Source organism: Streptomyces sp. VNUA24 (assembly GCF_029167005.1).
GTDB classification, from domain to species: domain Bacteria; phylum Actinomycetota; class Actinomycetes; order Streptomycetales; family Streptomycetaceae; genus Streptomyces; species Streptomyces scabiei.
The window spans coordinates 8,928,679-8,946,083 of the sequence record NZ_CP119143.1 but is presented as its reverse complement, the minus strand read 5'-3'; the positions used below and the strand labels follow the sequence as shown (position 1 = coordinate 8,946,083).

Below are 17,405 nucleotides of genomic sequence, written 5' to 3'. Positions count from 1 at the left end.
CGGGCCGCTCGTATCCTTGATCCTGATGAGCCGCCGCACCTCTCCGCCCCCCTCTCCCCTGCCGCAGCGCGACGGGGTGGACGCGGTGCGGGTACGGTTGCCGGCCGATGGACTGTGGGCGACCGTACGAGATCATCTCGTGGCCCGGCTCTCGGCCGCGACCGAGGCGATCGACGCGATGCTCGACGCCGGGTCGATCGTGGATGTCGACGGACGTCCGGTGTCGAGAGACATGACGTACATGCCTGGAATGTCCGTGTGGTTCCACCGGGACCTGCCGACCGAGGAACGGGTCCCGTTCGAGATAGAAGTGCTGTACCGGGACGAGCATCTGGTGGTGGCCGACAAACCGCACTTCCTGGCCACCACTCCACGCGGCAGCCATGTGGCCGAGACGGCCCTGGCCAGGCTGCGCAGAGAGCTGGGTGTCCCGGCACTGAGCGCGGCGCATCGGCTGGACCGGCTCACCGCCGGGGTGGTGCTCTTCATCGTGCGCCCCGAGGAGCGCGGCGCCTATCAATCGCTGTTCCGGGACAAACGAGTGAGAAAAGCGTACGAGGCGGTCGCGTCCTACGACCCGACACTCGCCCTCCCCCGCACCGTGCGCAGCCGGATCGTCAAGGAGCGGGGGGTCTTGGCGGCGTGCGAGGTCCCGGGTGAGCCGAATGCCGTCAGCCGGATCGAGTTGATGGAGCACCGTGACGGGCGTGCCCGGTACCGGCTGCTGCCGAGGACCGGGCAGACCCACCAACTGCGGGTGCACATGAGTACGTTGGGGGTACCGATCCTCGGCGATCCGCTCTATCCGGTGGTCACCTCGCCCGTGCCCGCCGGCGACTTCCGGCGTCCGCTCCAACTGCTGGCGCGGAGCCTGGAGTTCACCGACCCCGTCACGGGATGCGAGCACCGTTTCGTCAGCCCGCGAGAGCTGCGGGCCTGGTCCTCCTACGAGGCATGGGCGACCTAGCCTGGGTGTCCGGTCGGATCAGGCACCTCCGAACCAGCGCAGGATGCGACGGAGCACGCCCGGCCTACGTGCCGGTTCGGCCCGTGGGACAGTCTGGGCCGCCGGGTCCACGGTGTCCGTGGAGACGGCCTCCGGCTGCTGCGCGGCAGTCCCCCGCTGGTGTGGCGGCTTCGGCGGCGCCGGGTTGACGGCAGGCCTCTGCATGACGTCCTGTGGAGGCCGCGGTGCGAACGTCACCGGCAGCTCCACCAGGTGCCGATTGGAGATGGACTCCCGCCACCGCAGCTCACCCTCCGGACAGGCGAGCCGGACGTCCGGCACCCGGGTGAGCAGGGCATCGACACCGACATCGGCGATGGCGCGACCGATGTCCTGGCCCGGGCACTCGTGAGGGCCACCGCTGAATGCGAGATGCGAGCGGTTTCCCTGCATGTTGGCCTTGAGGTCCGGACGGACTCGGGGGTCGACATTGCCCGGCGCGATGCCGAGAAGGAGTCCGTCGCCCTTGCGGATCCGCTGACCACCCAGCTCGGTCTCCTGCTTGGCGAAGTAGGCGAAGACGGTGCTGAACGGCGGTTCGTCCCACAGGGACTGCTCGACCGCCTCGGGCACGGTCATCTGACCGCCCTTCAGCTGGGCGCGGAAGCCGGGGTCGGTGAGCACCATGCGCAGCACGTTGGCGAGGAGATTGGCCGTGGCCTCGTAGGCGGCGAGAAGCACCACGCGAAGGTGCTCCCTGACCTCGTCGTCGCTGAGCCCTGCCGAGTGGGTGATGAGGTGGCTGGTGAAGTCCTCCTGGGGCTGGGCGCGACGGCGGGCGGTGAGACGGTCGAGTGCGTCCATGACGTAGGCGTGGCTGATGAGGGCGGTCTCGCTTCCCTTCAGGCAGTCACGAGCGGCATGCACCATCCGATCGTCGTACTCGTCGGGCATGCCGAGGATCTCGCACATCACCGCCATGGGCAGGTGCTCGGCGAACTGGCCGACCAGATCCGCCTTGCCGTCCTCGCAGAACTTGTTGACGAGATGCTGGGTCGCACGGTTGATGTAACGGCGGATCCCCCGGTGGTCGATGGTCGACATGGCCCCGGTGACCGCGCCGCGCAGTCGCAAGTGCTCATCGCCCTCTGCGTGGGCGCAGATGGGCTGCCAGGCGAAGTGCGGCATGAGGGGATGGTCGGGCTTGATCGTGCCCTCCCTCATCGGGGCCCACAGACGGTTGTCCTTGCAGAAGTGCGACGGCGTACTCACCATGTGCATGTTCTCGCCGTGCCCGAGCACCACCCAGATCGGCACGTCGTCGTGGAGCAGGGCCGGAGCCACCGGGCCGTGCTCCGCGCGGAGCTTCTCGTACACGGCTCCCAGGTCCTCCGCCTCGGGGCCGTAGAGGCGGCGGATCCCGTCGGGGCCCGTGCCGTGGGCGGGGCAGCCGGGGGGCGGCCCGAGGGTGGGGTCGTCCGTGCCGGTGAGGGAGTGTGATTCAGGCGTCACGGTGATCGCTCCGAGCTGAGGTGGATCCGGTGTCGGTGTCGGTGTCGGTGTCGGGAAGGCCGACGGGGGCGTACGGCGTGTACGGGATGTACGGGGCGTACGGGGATCGGGTGCGGGTCATGCCGGCGCCGCCCCCGGCACCGCCGCCCCCGACATCGCCAGGGAGTGCAGGAAGGTGGTGAGGGTCATCAGGACGTCACGGCTGGACGCCCGGCGGCGGGCGTCGCAGCGGATGATCGGGATCTCCGGGGCCAGGTCGAGGGCCTGACGCAGTTCGTCGAGGGCGTAGCGCGGCGCGTCGGGGAAGTCGTTGACCGCCACGACGAAGGGCACGTCCCGCTCCTCCAGGCGGCCCATGACGTCGAAGCTGACCTCCAACCGCCGGGTGTCGACCAGGACGACGGCGCCCAGCGCGCCCTCGAACAGGCCGTTCCACAGGAACCAGAAGCGCTCCTGGCCGGGGGTGCCGAACAGGTACAGCACCAGCTCGTCGGTGATGCTGATGCGGCCGAAGTCCATGGCCACGGTGGTGGCCGTCTTGGACTTGGAGCCGTAGTTGTCGTCGACGCCGACGCCGGCCTGCGTCATGGTCTCCTCGGTCGTCAGCGGCCTGATCTCGCTGACGGACCCCACCATGGTCGTCTTGCCGACGCCGAAGCCGCCCACGATCACGATCTTCGCCGCGGCCTGCGCGGTGTGCGGCAGGTGGTCCTCGGTCCGTGGACCCGTGATGGTGTCAGAGCTTTTGAAGTCCATGCATCACCGCTTCGAGGAGGGAACGGTCGGCCCGCGCCTGCCGGACGACCGGTGCGCGCGCCTGGACCAGTTCGGCCGTCAGCAGCTCGGTGAGCAGGACGGTCACCACGCTGATCGGCAGGTTGAGGTAGGCCGAGATCTCGGCCACGGACAGGGGTGCCTGGCAGATCCGCAGCAGCGCGGACTGCTCCGGGGCGGCGGACGGCGGCGGGTCGGCGCGCGCCACGATCAGCGTGACGAGGTCGATCGGGGCCCGCTCGCCGTCCTCGCCGGTGAGGATGTAGAGCCGCTCGGGGGCCCGGCGCTCCCCCGTCCCGCTCGGGAGGCCGTCCTCGGGCGGCGGCGGAGGAGGCGGTTCGTGCTGGGGCTGGCGCCGTTGGCGACGCGGAGGCGTCATACGGCCTGGCCGTTCCGCCGGGGCGGACTGGTGAGGTGGGAGCCGATGCGGTCGACGAGGTCGCGCATGCGGTTGCTCATCAGTCCGGGTTCGGCGACCTCGTTGGCGAGCACCGCGAGATAGGCGTTGGAGCCGGCGGCCATCATGTAGAAGTAGCCGCCGTTGATCTCGATGATGACCATCCGCATGTGGCCGTCGCTCTGCGGGATCTCACCGGCCACGGCGCCGGCCAGGCTCTGCAGCCCCGCGCACGCCGCGGCGACCCGGTCGGCGGCGTCCGGGTCGCCGCCGTGGCGGGCGATCCGCAGGCCGTCGGCGGAGAGCACGACGATCTGCTGGATGCCGGGTACGCCGTCGGCCAGATCCTTCAGCAGCCAGTCGAAATTGGCCCGTTGCTGGATCACTTGAGGTCCCCCTCGTCGTCGGCCTCGGTGCGGGCCGGCTCGGTGTTCGCGGTGCGTGCGGTGGACGGCCTCGGGTCGTCCGGGTGGTTCCTGAAGGCGTTCGGGTCGGGGTCGCCCTTGAGTCCGGCCATGAACGCCTCGACCCACATGCCGGGCGGCGGCTGCTCCTTCTCGGGCACGGGCTCCTGCCACACGGGGGCGGCGGCCATGGCGGCCTCGGCGGCGGCCTCCGCGGCGGCGGCCTCGGCGTAGCGCTGGCTGAGCGGGATCTTGCTCCGGCTGCGGCGCTGCGGCAGCCCGTTGGCCGTCCACTCGGTGACGACGGGAACGTCGTCGTCGTCCATGCCCCGGCCCATGTCCTCCGCGGAACTGGGGATACGGGGGCCGGTGGTCGGGCGGCGGCGCTTGGCCTTGCGGTTGGGGCCTTCGACGCCGTCGGTGTCCATGGTCGTCACGGCGCCGGCGCCGATGCCGTGGGCGAGGCCGGGAGCGGGCTCCTCGGTGAGCAGGTTGCGCGGGACGACGACGACGGCGCGGACGCCGCCGTAGGCGGACGGCCGCAGCGAGATCTGCATGTTGTACATGGTCGACAGCCGGCCCACGACGGCGAGGCCGAGGCGCGGGGTGTCGCCCATCTCCTGCATGTCGATGCCCTGCTGGGCCTTGGCGAGCATGTCCTCGACCTTGGCGCGGGTCTCCTCGCTGAGGCTGATCCCGCCGTCCTCGATCTCGATGGCGATGCCGGTCTGCACCTCCACGGCGGTGACGTGCACCTTGGTGTGGGGCGGCGAGTAGCGGGTGGCGTTGTCCAGGAGTTCGGCACAGGCGTGGATGACGGGCTCGACGCCCACGCCGTCGACGTTGACCTTGGCGATCGAGTCGAGCTCGATGCGGCGGTACTCCAGGATGCGGGACATGGCGCCGCGCAGCACGCTGTACAGCGGGACGGGCCGGGACCAGACGCGGCCGGGGCGGCCGCCGCCGAGGACGGCGATGGAGTCGGCGAGGCGGCCGATCAGGGCGGTGCCGTGGTCGATGCGCAGCAGGTCGTCGAAGACCTCGGGGTTGCGCCCGTGGTCCTCCTCCATCTCGCGGAGTTCGTTGTTCTGCTGGTGGACGATCGCCTGGACGCGGCGGGCGATGTTCACGAAGGAGCGCTGCGAGGAGTCGCGCAGTGCTTCCTCGCGGTCGACGATGGTGAGCAGGGTGCGCAGCAAGTCTCGCTGCGAGGACGGGAGTTCGCGCCACTCGGTGTCGCCGTCGACGACGTGCCGAATCACCTCTGAGGGGGATTCTCCGGTGCGCAGCCGGTACAGCGTGGCGGGCAGGATCTCCTTGCCCAGCCGGGTGAACTCCCGGTCGTGGGCGGCGATCCGCTGTTCGAGGAGCGCGGTCCGCCGCTGCTGTTCGGCGCGCAGTTCCCGGACCGCGCGACGGCCGCCACGCACCGCGAGGACCGCGACCGCGGTCAGCAGGAGCGTCGCGGCGGCTCCGCACAAGCCGACGGCGAGCCGGACCGGCCCCGTCACCAGCAGGACGGTGGTTCCGGTCGCCGCGGCCATCAGTATCGCCGGTAGCGGAAGCAAGCGTGCGTAGGGAAGTTCACGGCCACCGGGAGGCGATTGAACACTCACCATGTATGCCCTCTAGAGACGGTTCGGCTGATGGTCGGGTGACTTGCGGGGAGTTGCCGGAGGTTGCTCGGGTTCATCCGCGAATCAAACTGCGTCTTCGGTATTTTTTGGAACAAGCGCCCGAATACATCTCAACTCGGTGCGCTGCGGGCGAGCTTAGTCCGACCGGATCATCGCTGTGTCATATTCAGCAACCGCCTGAAATCACCCTCGCGACAGGAGTACGCTCTGGTCATTTACACGCTGGGACAGCATTCGCACACAGTGCGTGACGACGTACGGGCGTACGGGCCCGGCCTCTTGACAGGGTGAACCGGCACCGGGGAACGGATCGCCGGGGACGCCCTCGCTCAGACGCCGGCGATCCGCAGGGCGGCGTCCGCCGTTGCCTCGGCAAAGACGGAGACGGGCCGGTCGGGATCGGACCGGTGGACGAGGATGACCCCCTCGATCAACCCGAAGACGAGGTCCGTACGCAGCTCCAGGTCACCCTTGGCGAGCGCCCCGCCCGCGGCCGTGGCCGCGATCAGCTGCCGGTAGGCGTCCTTCAGTTCGGCCCGTACGGCGCGGAACCCCGCGAAGCGTTCGGCGCGGACCTCCGGGAGGAGATACAGGGCGCCGAGATTGTGGGTGCCCCCGCACAGGAGGGTGACATCGGCGCGGCACAGCTCCCGGAGCCGGTCCTCGGCAGGTACGCCGTCCCGGGCGAGGAGTTCACGGGCGTACGCGAGCGAGGGGGTGACGGTGGACTCCAGCAGCTCGGCGAGCAGCTCCTCCTTGCCGGAGACGTAGTGGTACATGGACGCCTGCCGCATTCCGGCCCGCTCGGCGACGGCCCGGGTGGTGGTGGCCGCGTAGCCCCGCGTCGTGAACAACTCGGCCGCGGCCGCGAGCAGTTCGTCGCGGGGCGGCAGTCCGCTCTCCGCCCGCCCCTGGGCCCGGGGCCTGCCGACCCGCCGCCCACCGGTGCCACCCGCGCTTCCCATGCGCTCGATCCTCGCACACGGTGTCCGCGCGACCCGGCGACCCGACGCGGGCCGGGACCCGTGCGCCCCGACGACGGGCCGCACGACCCCCGGCCCGCCGGCGAGCCGGACACCCGTGAGGGCTCGGTAACGGCACCGCAACGCACGGGACATGGCGCCGACCCGCCCGGCGCCTAATTTCTGTCGCGCGACAGAAATACATGACGAAGATCCGTGACGGACATCCGTGGCGGACGCCCCTGACAGAGATCCACGCCGCACCCGGAGGTCCCCCGATGGCGACATCGACGACGTACGGAGCACGCGACCACGCCCGCGCGCAGGAGGGCGCCCGGGCCGAGGCCATGCCCGTGGTGCCCGCCGCCCACTGGCCGGACCCGCCCCGCGCGGCCGAACGGCTGGTGTGGGCGGAGACGGTGGCGGGCGGGAACTACACCCACAAGGTGCTCGCCCGGGGCACCGAACTCCGGCTCACCGACGTCCGCGGCGACGCCTGCGCCCATCTGCTGCTGCACCACGCCGACCGCCCCTGGGAGCGGCTGAGCGTCGCCGACACCGTCAAGGTCCAGTGGAACGCCTACCTGGGCGAGGGCGTCCTGCTCCTGTCCGACCAGGGCCGCGTCCTCGCCTCGGTGGTCGCGGACACCTCGGGCCGGCACGACGCGCTGTGCGGCACCAGCACCCTCGTCCGCAACACCGAGCGGTACGGGGACGGCACCCCGCAGTCGCCGTCCCCCGCCGGACGCGAACTGTTCAAGCTGGCCGCCGCCAAGAACGGCCTCGAACCCCGGGACCTCCCACCCTCCCTCTCCTTCTTCCAGGGCGTGGAGGTCCGCGAGGACGGCACCCTCGACTTCACCGGCTCCGCCGGCCCCGGAGCCGCCGTGACCCTGCGCACCGAGCAGGACGTGACCGTGCTGATCGCCAACGTGCCGCACCCGGCCGACCCGCGCCCCGCGTACGTCAGCACCCCGCTGGAGGTGCTCGCGTGGCGCGCCGCGCCGACCCGCCCCGGCGACCCCCTGTGGGAGGCCACGCCCGAGGGCCGCCGCGCCTTCCTGAACACCGCCGAGTTCCTCACCGCGAGGGGGATCGCATGAGCACGAGGACCGTGGTCCCGGCCCGCGCCGCCTGGTCGTCGGTGATCCGCGCCGGCCAGACCCTCACCCTCACCGACCTGCACGGCAACCAGGCCGTCGACTTCCTCGTGTACGACGCCCACGACACGGCCGTCCGCTACAGCGCGCCCGACACGATCCACGCCCAGGGCGGCATCTTCCTCACCACCGGCAGCGTGCTGATGTCCAACGAGCACACCCCGCTGATGACCGTGACCGCCGACGACGTCGGCCGCCACGACACGGTCGGCGGCGCCTGCTCCAAGGAGTCGAACACCCTGCGCTACGGACACCACACCTGGTCCCAGCACGCCTGCGTCGACAACTTCCTCGCCGAGGGCGCGAAACACGGCCTCGGCAAGCGCGACCTGGTGTCGAACGTCAACTGGTACATGAACGTCCCCGTCGAGAAGGACGGCACCCTCGGCATCGTCGACGGCATCTCCGCCCCCGGTCTGGCCCTGACCCTGCGCGCCGAGTGCGACGTGCTCGTGCTGGTCTCCAACTGCCCCCAGATCAACAACCCCTGCAACGGCTTCGACCCGACGGCCGTGGAGATGACGATCACCGGGACGGGCACATGAGCTTCGACACCCTGCTGGTCGCCAACCGCGGCGAGATCGCCGTCCGGATCATCCGCACGGCCCGCGCCCTGGGCCTGCGCACGGTCGCGGTGTACTCCGACGCCGACCGCGCCGCCGCCCACGTCCGGCTGGCCGACGAGGCGGTACGGCTCGGCCCGGCACCCGCGAAGGAGTCGTACCTCGACGCGGACCTGGTCCTCAAGGCCGCCAAGGACACCGGCGCCGGAGCGGTCCACCCCGGCTACGGCTTTCTCTCCGAGGACGCGGCCTTCGCCCGCCGCTGCGAGGAAGCGGGCCTGGTGTTCGTCGGCCCGACCCCCGACCAGCTCGAACTGTTCGGCACGAAGCACACCGCGCGGGCGGCCGCCGAGGCGGCCGGCGTCCCTCTCCTGCCGGGCACCGATCTGCTGCCCTCGCTCGCCGAAGCCCTCGACCGGGCCTCCGCCCTCGGCTACCCGGTGATGCTCAAGGCCACCGGCGGGGGCGGGGGCATCGGCATGTCCGCCTGCCGGTCCGCCGCCGAACTGACCGAGGCGTGGGAGCGGGTGCACCGCGTCGCCGCGGCCTCCTTCTCCACCGCCGGCGTCTACCTCGAACGTCTCGTCGAACGGGCCCGCCACGTCGAGGTGCAGGTCTTCGGCGACGGCGACGGCCTCGTCGTCACCTTCGGCGACCGCGACTGCTCCCTGCAGCGCCGCAACCAGAAGGTCGTCGAGGAGGCCCCGGCCCCCGGCCTGCCGGACCGGGTGCGCGCACGGCTGGCCGCCGCCGCCCGTGACCTGTGCGCGAGCGTGGAGTACCGCTCCGCCGGAACCGTCGAGTTCGTCTACGACGCCGCCCGCGAGGAGGCGTACTTCCTGGAGGTCAACGCCCGCCTCCAGGTCGAGCACACCGTCACCGAGGAGATCCACGGCGTCGACCTCGTCGCGTGGATGCTGCGCCTGGCCCGCGGCGACTCCGCGGTCGTGCGGGCCCCGGCGCAGCCCCGCGGCCACGCCGTCGAGGCCCGGATCTACGCCGAGGACCCCTCGCGCGACCACCGGCCGAGCGCGGGCCTGTTGACCCGGGTGTCGTTCCCGCCGGACGTCCGCGTCGACGGCTGGGCGGAGACCGGCACCGAGGTCACCACCGCGTACGACCCGCTGCTCGCCAAGGTCGTCGCCCACGGCTCCGACCGCGCCGAGGCGCTGCGCCGGCTGGACGAGGCGCTGGCCGGAACCCGGATCGACGGCATCGAGACCAACCTGGGCCTGGTCCGGGCCGCCCTCGCCGACCATGACGTCCGGCACGCCGCCCACTCCACGGCCACCCTCGCCGGCGTGACCGACCCGACCCCCCGCATCGAGGTCGTCTCCGGCGGCACCCTCACCACCGTCCAGGACTGGCCGGGCCGCACCGGCCACTGGCAGGTCGGCGTCCCGCCCTGCGGTCCCATGGACGACCTGTCCTTCCGGCTCGGCAACCGGGCCCTCGGCAACCCCGAGGGCGCCCCCGGCCTCGAATGCACCCTCCAGGGACCGGCCCTGCGCTTCACCCACGCCACCACGGTCTGTGTGACGGGCGCCCCCGCCGAGGTGACCGTGGCCGGTACACCCGTCGCGCGGTGGGAGCCGGTGACCGTACCCGCCGGAGCCGTCCTGACCGTCGGCGCCCCCACGGAACACGGCCTGCGCACCTATGTGCTGTTCGCGGGCGGCGGCCTGGACGTGCCGTCGTTCCTGGGCAGCACGGCCACCTTCACCCTGGGCCGCTTCGGCGGCCACGGCGGCCGGGCACTGCGCACCGGCGACGTGCTGCACGGCGGCGCGGTCACGGACGGGGGCCGCCCGGTCCCGCCGCGCGACCGCCCGTCCCTCACCTCCTCCTGGCGGATCGCCGCCCTCGAAGGCCCGCACGCGGCACCGGAGTTCTTCACCGAGGAGGACATCCACGAGTTCTACGCGGCCGACTGGACCGTCCACTTCAACTCGGCCCGCACCGGCGTGCGCCTGGTCGGCCCCAAGCCCCGCTGGGCCCGCGCCGACGGCGGCGAGGCGGGCCTGCACCCCTCCAACATCCACGACACCCCGTACTCGGTCGGTGCCGTCGACTACACCGGCGACATGCCGGTCCTCCTGGGCCCGGACGGCCCCTCCCTCGGCGGTTTCGTCTGCCCGGCCACGGTCCTGTCCACCGAGCGCTGGAAACTGGGCCAGCTGCGCCCGGGCGACACGGTCCGCTTCCTCCCGGTGGCCGACGACACCGCGCCCCGCCCGGCCATCGTCGACGGCGGCGTCCTGGCCCGCGACGGCGACGTGACGTACCGCCGCAGCGGCGACGACAACCTTCTCGTCGAGTTCGGGCCCATGCAGCTCGACCTCGCCCTGCGGATGCGGGTGCACGCCCTGATGGAGGCGGTCGACGGCGCGGCCCTCGACGGCGTCACCGACCTCACCCCCGGCATCCGCTCCCTGCAGATCCGGACGGATCCGGCCGTCCTGCCCCAGCACGCACTCCTCACCGCGGTACGCCGGATCGTGGCGTCCCTCCCCCCGACGGACCGGCTCGTCGTCCCGTCCCGCACGATCCACCTCCCCCTGTCCTGGGACGACCCGGCGACCCGTGAGGCCATCGCCCGCTACATGGCGGGCGTCCGCGACGACGCGCCCTGGTGCCCCTGGAACATCGAGTTCATCCGCCGCGTCAACGGCCTGGACTCGACGGCCGAGGTCCACGACACGGTGTTCGCCGCGGAGTACCTGGTCCTGGGCCTGGGCGACGTCTATCTGGGCGCCCCGGTCGCCACGCCGCTGGACCCCCGCCACCGCCTGGTGACGACGAAGTACAACCCGGCCCGCACCTGGACGGCGGAGAACTCGGTCGGCATCGGCGGCGCGTACCTCTGCGTCTACGGCATGGAGGGCCCCGGCGGCTACCAGTTCGTCGGCCGCACCACCCAGGTCTGGTCCCCCTGGCAGCAGCGCGGCGCCTTCGAGCCCGGTTCCCCGTGGCTGCTGCGCTTCTTCGACCGGATCCGGTGGTACCCGGTGGACGCCGACGAACTCCTGTCCCTGCGCGCGGACATCGTCTCGGGCCGGTTCGTCCCGCGGGTGGAGCCCGGCACGTTCTCCCTGGCCGAGTACCAGAGCTTCCTCGCCGAACACGCCGACTCCATAGCCGAGTTCAGGGCCCGGCAGCGGACGGCCTTCGCCGCGGAGCGGGCGGCCTGGGAGGAGGCCGGCGAGTTCACCCGGGCGGAGACGGCGTCCACGCCCCCGGCCGCTCCGGCGCGGATCCCGGTCCCCGAGGGCGGCCACCTGGTCGAGGCCGAGTTCACCGCCTCCGTCTGGCAGGTGAACGTACGACCGGGCGACCGGGTGAGCGCCGGCCAGCCCCTGCTGACCCTGGAGGCGATGAAGATGGAGTCCCGCGTCCCCTCCCCCGCCGACGGCGTCGTCGACCGCGTCCTGACCACCCCCGGCACCCAAGTGGAAGCGGGCACCCCCCTGATCATCCTGACCCCGAAAAACCCTGACCCCGCCCCGTAAGGGGCACGGGGAACTGCGCGAGCAACCACGATCCCCCCGCACCCGCCGACGATCCTGCACCCCCACCCCGGATGGCGTAAGGGGGTCGAAGGGGCACAGCCCCTTCGGGAGGGGACGGGTAGGGGCGGCGGGGGCGAAAAAACTCCCAGTACCCCCGCGGCCCCACAGCACCCCACCCACCAGGAGCACGGATGCCACACTCCCCCACCCTCACCAGAGTCCACGCGGCCTACACCCGCATCGAAGCCGTCGACCGCCCCGAGATCTGGATCGACCTGCGCCCCCGCCCGGAGGTGGAGGCCGAGGCCCGAGCCCTCGACGCCCGCCTGGCCGCCGGCGCCCACCTCCCCCTCGCCGGCCGCCTCCTCGCCGTGAAGGGCAACATCGACGTCCACGGCCTCCCCACCACCGCGGGCTGCCCGGCGTACGCATACGCCCCCGCCGCCGACGCCCCCGTGGTCGCCCGTCTGCGCGCGGCCGGCGCGCTCGTCCTCGGCACCACCAACCTCGACCAGTTCGCCACCGGCCTCGTCGGCACCCGTTCCCCGTACGACGCCGTGCGCGGCGCCCACGACCCGTCGCGCATCAGCGGCGGCTCCAGTTCCGGCTCGGCCGTGGCCGTGGCCCTCGGCATCGTGGACCTGGCGCTCGGCACCGACACGGCCGGCTCCGGCAGGGTCCCCGCCGCCTTCAACGGCATCGTCGGCCTGAAACCCACCCGGGGCCTGGTCCCCACCACCGGCGTGGTCCCGGCGTGTGCCTCGATCGACTGCGTCACGGTGTTCGCCCGCACCCTGCCGGAGGCCGAGCAGGCCCTCGCCCACATGGCCTCCCCGCCCGGGCGCCCCCTCCCGCCGCTCGCCGCGCGCCCGCCGGGTCCCTGGCGCGTCGCCGTGGCCCCGCGCGAACAGCTCGGCGAACTGGACGAGGGCTGGGCAGAGGCGTACGAGTCGGCGGTGCACCTTCTGGAGGCCGCGGGCGCGGACGTACGCCCCCTCGACCTCACCCCCTTCACCGAGGCGGCGGCCATGCTGTACCAGGGCGCGTTCGTCGCCGAGCGCTACACGGCCGTCGGCGCGTTCGTCGACAAGGCGCTCGCGGACGGCGTCGACTCCCTCGACCCGACGGTCGCCGGCATCATCAGCGGGGCCCGGGACATCCCGGCCCACCGGCTGTTCGCCGACCAGGACCGGCTAGCGGACCTGCGCGCCCGCGCCCTCGCCGAACTGGGCGACGCGGACGCCCTGTTGCTGCCGACGGCCCCGGGGCACCCGACGCTCGCCGAGGTGGCCGCCGACCCGCTCGGCGCCAACGCCCGGCTCGGCCGCTTCACCAACTCCACGAACCTCTTCGACCTGGCGGCCGTGGCCGTCCCGGCGGGCGAGGTGAACGGCCTGCCCTTCGGTGTGATGCTGATCGGCCCGGCCTTCACCGACGACCGCTTGGCCCGCGTCGCCGCCCTCCTCCGGCCGGAGGCCCGGCTGGCGGTCGTCGGCGCCCATCTCTCGGGCCAGCCCCTGAACCCCCAACTCCTGTCCCTGGGCGCCCGGCTGGAGCGCACGACCACGACCGCGCCCGTCTACCGCCTGCACGCCCTGCGCACGACCCCGCCGAAACCGGGGCTGGTCCATGTGGGCGAGGGCGGCGCCGCCGTCGAGGCCGAGATCTGGCGTCTCCCGGCGGAGGGCCTGGGGCGCCTCCTGGCCGCGCTGCCCCGCCCCATGGCGCTGGGCACCGTCGAACTGTCCGACGGCACCCGGGTCCCGGGCTTCCTCTGCGAGCCGGCGGCCCTGCGCGACGCCGAGGACATCACGGAGTACGGGGGCTGGCGGGGCTACCTGTCCCGCTGACCGACGGCCCGCCCCTGGGCCGAGGCGGACCTGCCCACAAAGCCCGCACCCGGCACCCGGCACCCGGCACCCGGCACCCGGCACCCGGCACCCGGCACCCGGCACCCGGCACCCGGCACCCGGCACCCGGCGAAGCCTCACCCCACCGAGGAGTAGGCCACGACCCCCCTCAGCAGCCCGTCCACGGCCTTCCGCGCGTTCTTCCCCACGCTCGACCCGGCAGGCGCGGCCGCCGAGATCTGACCCAGCACGTCGATGACCTGCTTGCACCACCGCACGAAGTCACCGGCCGGCATCTCCACCTCCCGCAGCACCTCGTCGAGCCCCGCCCCCGAGGCCCACATGTACGCGGCCCAGGCGAAGCCGAGGTCGGGCTCGCGCTGCCCCACCCCTTCGCTCTGCGTGATCCGGAACTCCTCCTCCAGCGCGTCCAGGCGGCCCCAGATCCGCACCATCTCGCCCAGTGCGGCCTTGGCGTTCCCGGACGGCAGCTTCGGCGCCATCGCGTCGTCCGCGGCCCGTGCCTCGTACACCAGGGCGGAGACGCACGCGGCCAGCTCGGCCGGGCCGAGGCCCTCCCAGACGCCCGCGCGCAGGCATTCGCTGGCCAGCAGGTCCAGTTCGCCGTAGAGCCGCGCCAGCCGCTTGCCGTGCTCGGTGACCTCGTCCGCCCGCAGGTAGTCCAGCTCGGTCAGCAGGGCCACGATCCGGTCGAAGGTCCGTGCGATGGTGTTCGTCCGGCCCTCGATACGGCGTTCCAGCTGCGCGGTGTCCCGCTTGAGCCGGTAGTAGCGCTCGGCCCAGCGCGCGTGGTCCTCGCGGTCGCTGCACCCGTGGCACGGATGCGCCCGCAGCTCCGCCCGCAGCCGGGCGATCTCCCGGTCGTCCGCGGCGGCGGCCCGGCGCTTGCGGTGCCGGTCGGGCACGAGATGCCCGGCCTTGGTGCGCAGCGCGGACGCCAGGTCCCGCCGCGACTGGGGCGAGCGCGGGTTGAAGGACTTAGGGATCCGCATCCGCTCCAGCGCTTCCACGGGCACCGGGAAGTCCATCGAGGCCAGCCGCTTGACCTGCCGCTCGGCGGTCAGCACCAGGGGGCGCGGCCCGTCGTGCTGCTCGAACCCGCGGTGGCCGTTGGACCGCCCGGCGGGCAGCCCCGGGTCCAGCACCAGCGCCAGCCCCGCGTACTTGCCGGTGGGCACATGGATGACGTCGCCCGGCTTCAGCCTCTCCAGGGCGACGGCCGCCTCGGCCCGCCGCTGCGCCGCGCCCTGCTTCGCCAGATCGGTCTCACGGTCCTTCAGCTCGCGCCGCAGGCGCGCGTACTCCTCGAAGTCCCCGAGGTGGCAGGTCATGGACTCCTGGTAGCCCTCCAGACCCTCCTCGTTGCGCTGGACCTGCCGGGAGATCCCGACGACCGACTTGTCCGCCTGGAACTGGGCGAACGAGGTCTCCAGCAGCTCCCGCGAACGGTGCCGCCCGAACTGCTCGACCAGGTTGACCGCCATGTTGTACGACGGCTTGAAGCTGGAGCGCAGCGGGTACGTGCGCGTGCCCGCGAGTCCGGCCAGGTGGTCGGGGTTCATCCCGCGCTGCCAGAGCACCACCGCGTGGCCCTCGACGTCGATGCCGCGCCGGCCCGCACGGCCCGTCAGCTGTGTGTACTCGCCCGGGGTGATGTCGGCGTGCTGCTCACCGTTCCACTTGACGAGCTTCTCCAACACCACCGAACGGGCGGGCATGTTGATGCCGAGCGCGAGGGTCTCGGTGGCGAACACGGCCTTCACCAGGCCGCGTACGAAGAGTTCCTCGACGACCTCCTTGAACGTCGGCAGCATGCCCGCGTGGTGGGCGGCGATACCGCGTTCCAGGCCCTCCAACCACTCGTAGTAGCCGAGGACATGGAGATCCTCGTGGGGGATGGAGGCGGTGCGCTCCTCGACGAGGGCGCGCACCTTGAGCCGGTTCTCGTCGTCGTTCAGCCGCAGGCCCGCGTACAGGCACTGCTGGACGGCGGCCTCGCAGGCGGCGCGGCTGAAGATGAAGGTGATGGCGGGCAACAGGCCCTCGGAGTCGAGCCGTTCGATGACCTCGGGCCGGCTCGGGATCCAGATCCTCGACCGCTGTCTGCGCTCGCGCTCACGGTCGGCCTCGCGCATGGCCCGGCCCCGGCGGCGGTCCTGGTAGGAGGGCCGGCTCGCCTCCATCCGCGCCATCCGGGTCAGGTCCGGGTTGACGGCCTTCTTGTTGCCCTCGCCCTCCTCGAAGAGGTCGTACATCCGGCGTCCGGCGAGCACGTGCTGGAACAGCGGCACGGGCCGGTGTTCGGAGACGATCACGTCGGTGTCGCCGCGCACGGTGTCCAGCCAGTCGCCGAACTCCTCCGCGTTGGACACGGTGGCCGAGAGGGAGACGAGGGTGACCGACTCGGGAAGGTGGATGATCACCTCTTCCCAGACGGCGCCCCGGAACCGGTCGGAGAGGTAGTGCACCTCGTCCATGACCACGTACCCGAGGCCCAGCAGCGTCTGGGAGCCCGCGTAGAGCATGTTCCGCAGCACCTCGGTGGTCATCACGACCACCGGGGCGTCGGAGTTGACGCTGTTGTCGCCGGTGAGCAGACCGACCTTGTCGGCACCGTAGCGGCGGCACAGGTCGGAGTACTTCTGGTTCGACAGGGCCTTGATGGGTGTCGTGTAGAAGCACTTCTTGCCCTGTTCCAGGGCGAGGTGGACGGCGAACTCGCCGACGATCGTCTTGCCCGAGCCGGTGGGGGCGGCCACCAGGACGCCCTTGCCCGACTCCAGCGCCTGGCAGGCCTCGATCTGGAAGGGGTCGAGACCGAAGTCGTACATCTCGCGGAAGGAGGCGAGCGCGGTGGCCTGCTCGGCAGCGCGCCTACGTGCTGCCGCGTACCGCTCGGCCGGGGAGAGGTCCTCTGTCATCGTGCTTTCGAGCGTACCGGGCCCCACTGACAACAGGACGATCATTATCCGGATCAAATCCCGTTAAACCTGGGAAAGCGCAGCTCATGCCGCCCGTCGGACGCGACTTGACGACAGCAAGCGCTTTCAGAAACTCCCTTGACAATGCATGTACACAGCGACAACGATCTTCGTCGTCCGTCAGCGGACCATGACCATCTCATCGCATGTCTTCATTACACGGGGAGTTCTCTTGAAGCGTTGGAGCACGCGCGCAGCAACCGCCGGTGCCGCCATGGGGCTTGCCCTGGCCGGCCTCGTCGCCGTACCCGGTACGGCCTCCGCCGCCGCGGCCAACAAGTGCACGGACGAGCAGCACAAGACGTACGACACGATCGGGGCCAACCTCGACGTCTACGTCGTCCTGTGCGTGTCGAGGACGTCGGGCAACGACTACAAGGCCACGGTGAAGTTCCGGTGGTCGGACGGCGGTGGCGGCCTCAGCACCGGCATGGACAAGCTCAAGGTCAATCTGCGCCTGGAGCGCAACGACGTCACCCAGCGGTCCGCCAGCGCCGACTGGGCCGAGGCGACCAACTTCGCCCAGTCGGGCAATCGCGGTTTCTCGACCACGACCTTCCACAGCAACACGACCGGTGGCTGGACGGCCGACGGTGACATCGACTGGGACATCAACAACGACGGAACCGGGGGCGGCACGACTCCTCTGCAGGGCTCGCCCGAGATCTAGCGCCACCCCGGCGTCGTCC

Annotated in this window: 14 protein-coding genes; 6 read left to right on the top strand and 8 right to left on the bottom strand. The window is 71.9% G+C overall.

All coding sequences use genetic code 11. The features are described 5' to 3' along the window. The first annotated feature begins 25 nt into the window (after positions 1-25). The gene (locus PYR72_RS38445) at positions 26-967 is read left to right on the top strand and encodes an RluA family pseudouridine synthase (protein ID WP_275459578.1); all 942 of its coding nucleotides are present in this window, start codon (positions 26-28) and stop codon (positions 965-967) included. Between the two features lie 18 nt (positions 968-985). Here the strand turns inward: PYR72_RS38445 and PYR72_RS38440 are convergent, their stop codons facing one another. The 7 genes from PYR72_RS38440 to PYR72_RS38410 all read right to left on the bottom strand — a co-directional run bounded on the left by PYR72_RS38440 (position 986) and on the right by PYR72_RS38410 (position 6,635). Then, a complete protein-coding gene (locus PYR72_RS38440) occupies positions 986-2,458 on the bottom strand; it encodes a cytochrome P450 (protein WP_275459577.1) in 1,473 nt (490 codons plus the stop codon). Further along, on the bottom strand, positions 2,448-2,579 hold the full coding sequence (locus tag PYR72_RS38435) for a hypothetical protein (protein ID WP_275459576.1): 132 nt from the start codon (positions 2,577-2,579) through the stop codon (positions 2,448-2,450). The genes PYR72_RS38440 and PYR72_RS38435 overlap by 11 nt, the downstream gene beginning before the upstream one ends. After that, positions 2,576-3,214 (bottom strand): ATP/GTP-binding protein, encoded by a 639-nt coding sequence (locus PYR72_RS38430; RefSeq protein ID WP_059082001.1) that lies wholly within the window; start codon positions 3,212-3,214, stop codon positions 2,576-2,578. The genes PYR72_RS38435 and PYR72_RS38430 overlap by 4 nt, the downstream gene beginning before the upstream one ends. Beyond that, the gene (locus PYR72_RS38425) at positions 3,195-3,611 is read right to left on the bottom strand and encodes a DUF742 domain-containing protein (protein ID WP_275459575.1); all 417 of its coding nucleotides are present in this window, start codon (positions 3,609-3,611) and stop codon (positions 3,195-3,197) included. The genes PYR72_RS38430 and PYR72_RS38425 overlap by 20 nt, the downstream gene beginning before the upstream one ends. Beyond that, on the bottom strand, positions 3,608-4,015 hold the full coding sequence (locus tag PYR72_RS38420) for a roadblock/LC7 domain-containing protein (protein WP_275459574.1): 408 nt from the start codon (positions 4,013-4,015) through the stop codon (positions 3,608-3,610). Before PYR72_RS38420 ends, PYR72_RS38425 begins: the two co-directional genes overlap by 4 nt. Next, positions 4,012-5,652, bottom strand: coding sequence for an ATP-binding protein (locus PYR72_RS38415; protein WP_275459573.1), 1,641 nt, complete (start codon positions 5,650-5,652; stop codon positions 4,012-4,014). Before PYR72_RS38415 ends, PYR72_RS38420 begins: the two co-directional genes overlap by 4 nt. Positions 5,653-5,999: 347 nt before the next feature. Beyond that, a complete protein-coding gene (locus tag PYR72_RS38410; protein WP_275459572.1) occupies positions 6,000-6,635 on the bottom strand; it encodes a TetR/AcrR family transcriptional regulator in 636 nt (211 codons plus the stop codon). A gap of 275 nt (positions 6,636-6,910) precedes the next feature. On the opposite strand from PYR72_RS38410, the gene PYR72_RS38405 reads away from it, so the two are divergent. The 4 genes from PYR72_RS38405 to atzF all read left to right on the top strand — a co-directional run bounded on the left by PYR72_RS38405 (position 6,911) and on the right by atzF (position 13,714). Then, complete coding sequence (locus tag PYR72_RS38405; protein ID WP_275459571.1) at positions 6,911-7,735, top strand: urea amidolyase associated protein UAAP1; 825 nt, start codon at positions 6,911-6,913, stop codon at positions 7,733-7,735. Next, complete coding sequence (locus tag PYR72_RS38400) at positions 7,732-8,337, top strand: urea amidolyase associated protein UAAP2 (protein ID WP_275459570.1); 606 nt, start codon at positions 7,732-7,734, stop codon at positions 8,335-8,337. Before PYR72_RS38405 ends, PYR72_RS38400 begins: the two co-directional genes overlap by 4 nt. Next, positions 8,334-11,864 (top strand): 5-oxoprolinase/urea amidolyase family protein, encoded by a 3,531-nt coding sequence (locus PYR72_RS38395; RefSeq protein ID WP_275459569.1) that lies wholly within the window; start codon positions 8,334-8,336, stop codon positions 11,862-11,864. Before PYR72_RS38400 ends, PYR72_RS38395 begins: the two co-directional genes overlap by 4 nt. A gap of 191 nt (positions 11,865-12,055) precedes the next feature. Beyond that, positions 12,056-13,714: an allophanate hydrolase gene (atzF, locus tag PYR72_RS38390; RefSeq protein WP_275459568.1), complete on the top strand. Its 1,659-nt coding sequence runs from the start codon at positions 12,056-12,058 to the stop codon at positions 13,712-13,714. A gap of 137 nt (positions 13,715-13,851) precedes the next feature. Here atzF and PYR72_RS38385 read toward each other — a convergent pair whose 3' ends face one another. Continuing rightward, positions 13,852-16,701 (bottom strand): DEAD/DEAH box helicase, encoded by a 2,850-nt coding sequence (locus PYR72_RS38385; RefSeq protein ID WP_275459567.1) that lies wholly within the window; start codon positions 16,699-16,701, stop codon positions 13,852-13,854. A gap of 229 nt (positions 16,702-16,930) precedes the next feature. Between PYR72_RS38385 and PYR72_RS38380 the strand changes: the two genes are divergently transcribed. Continuing rightward, positions 16,931-17,386, top strand: a complete 456-nt coding sequence (locus PYR72_RS38380) for a hypothetical protein (RefSeq protein WP_275459566.1) — start codon at positions 16,931-16,933, stop codon at positions 17,384-17,386. Positions 17,387-17,405: the final 19 nt, after the last annotated feature.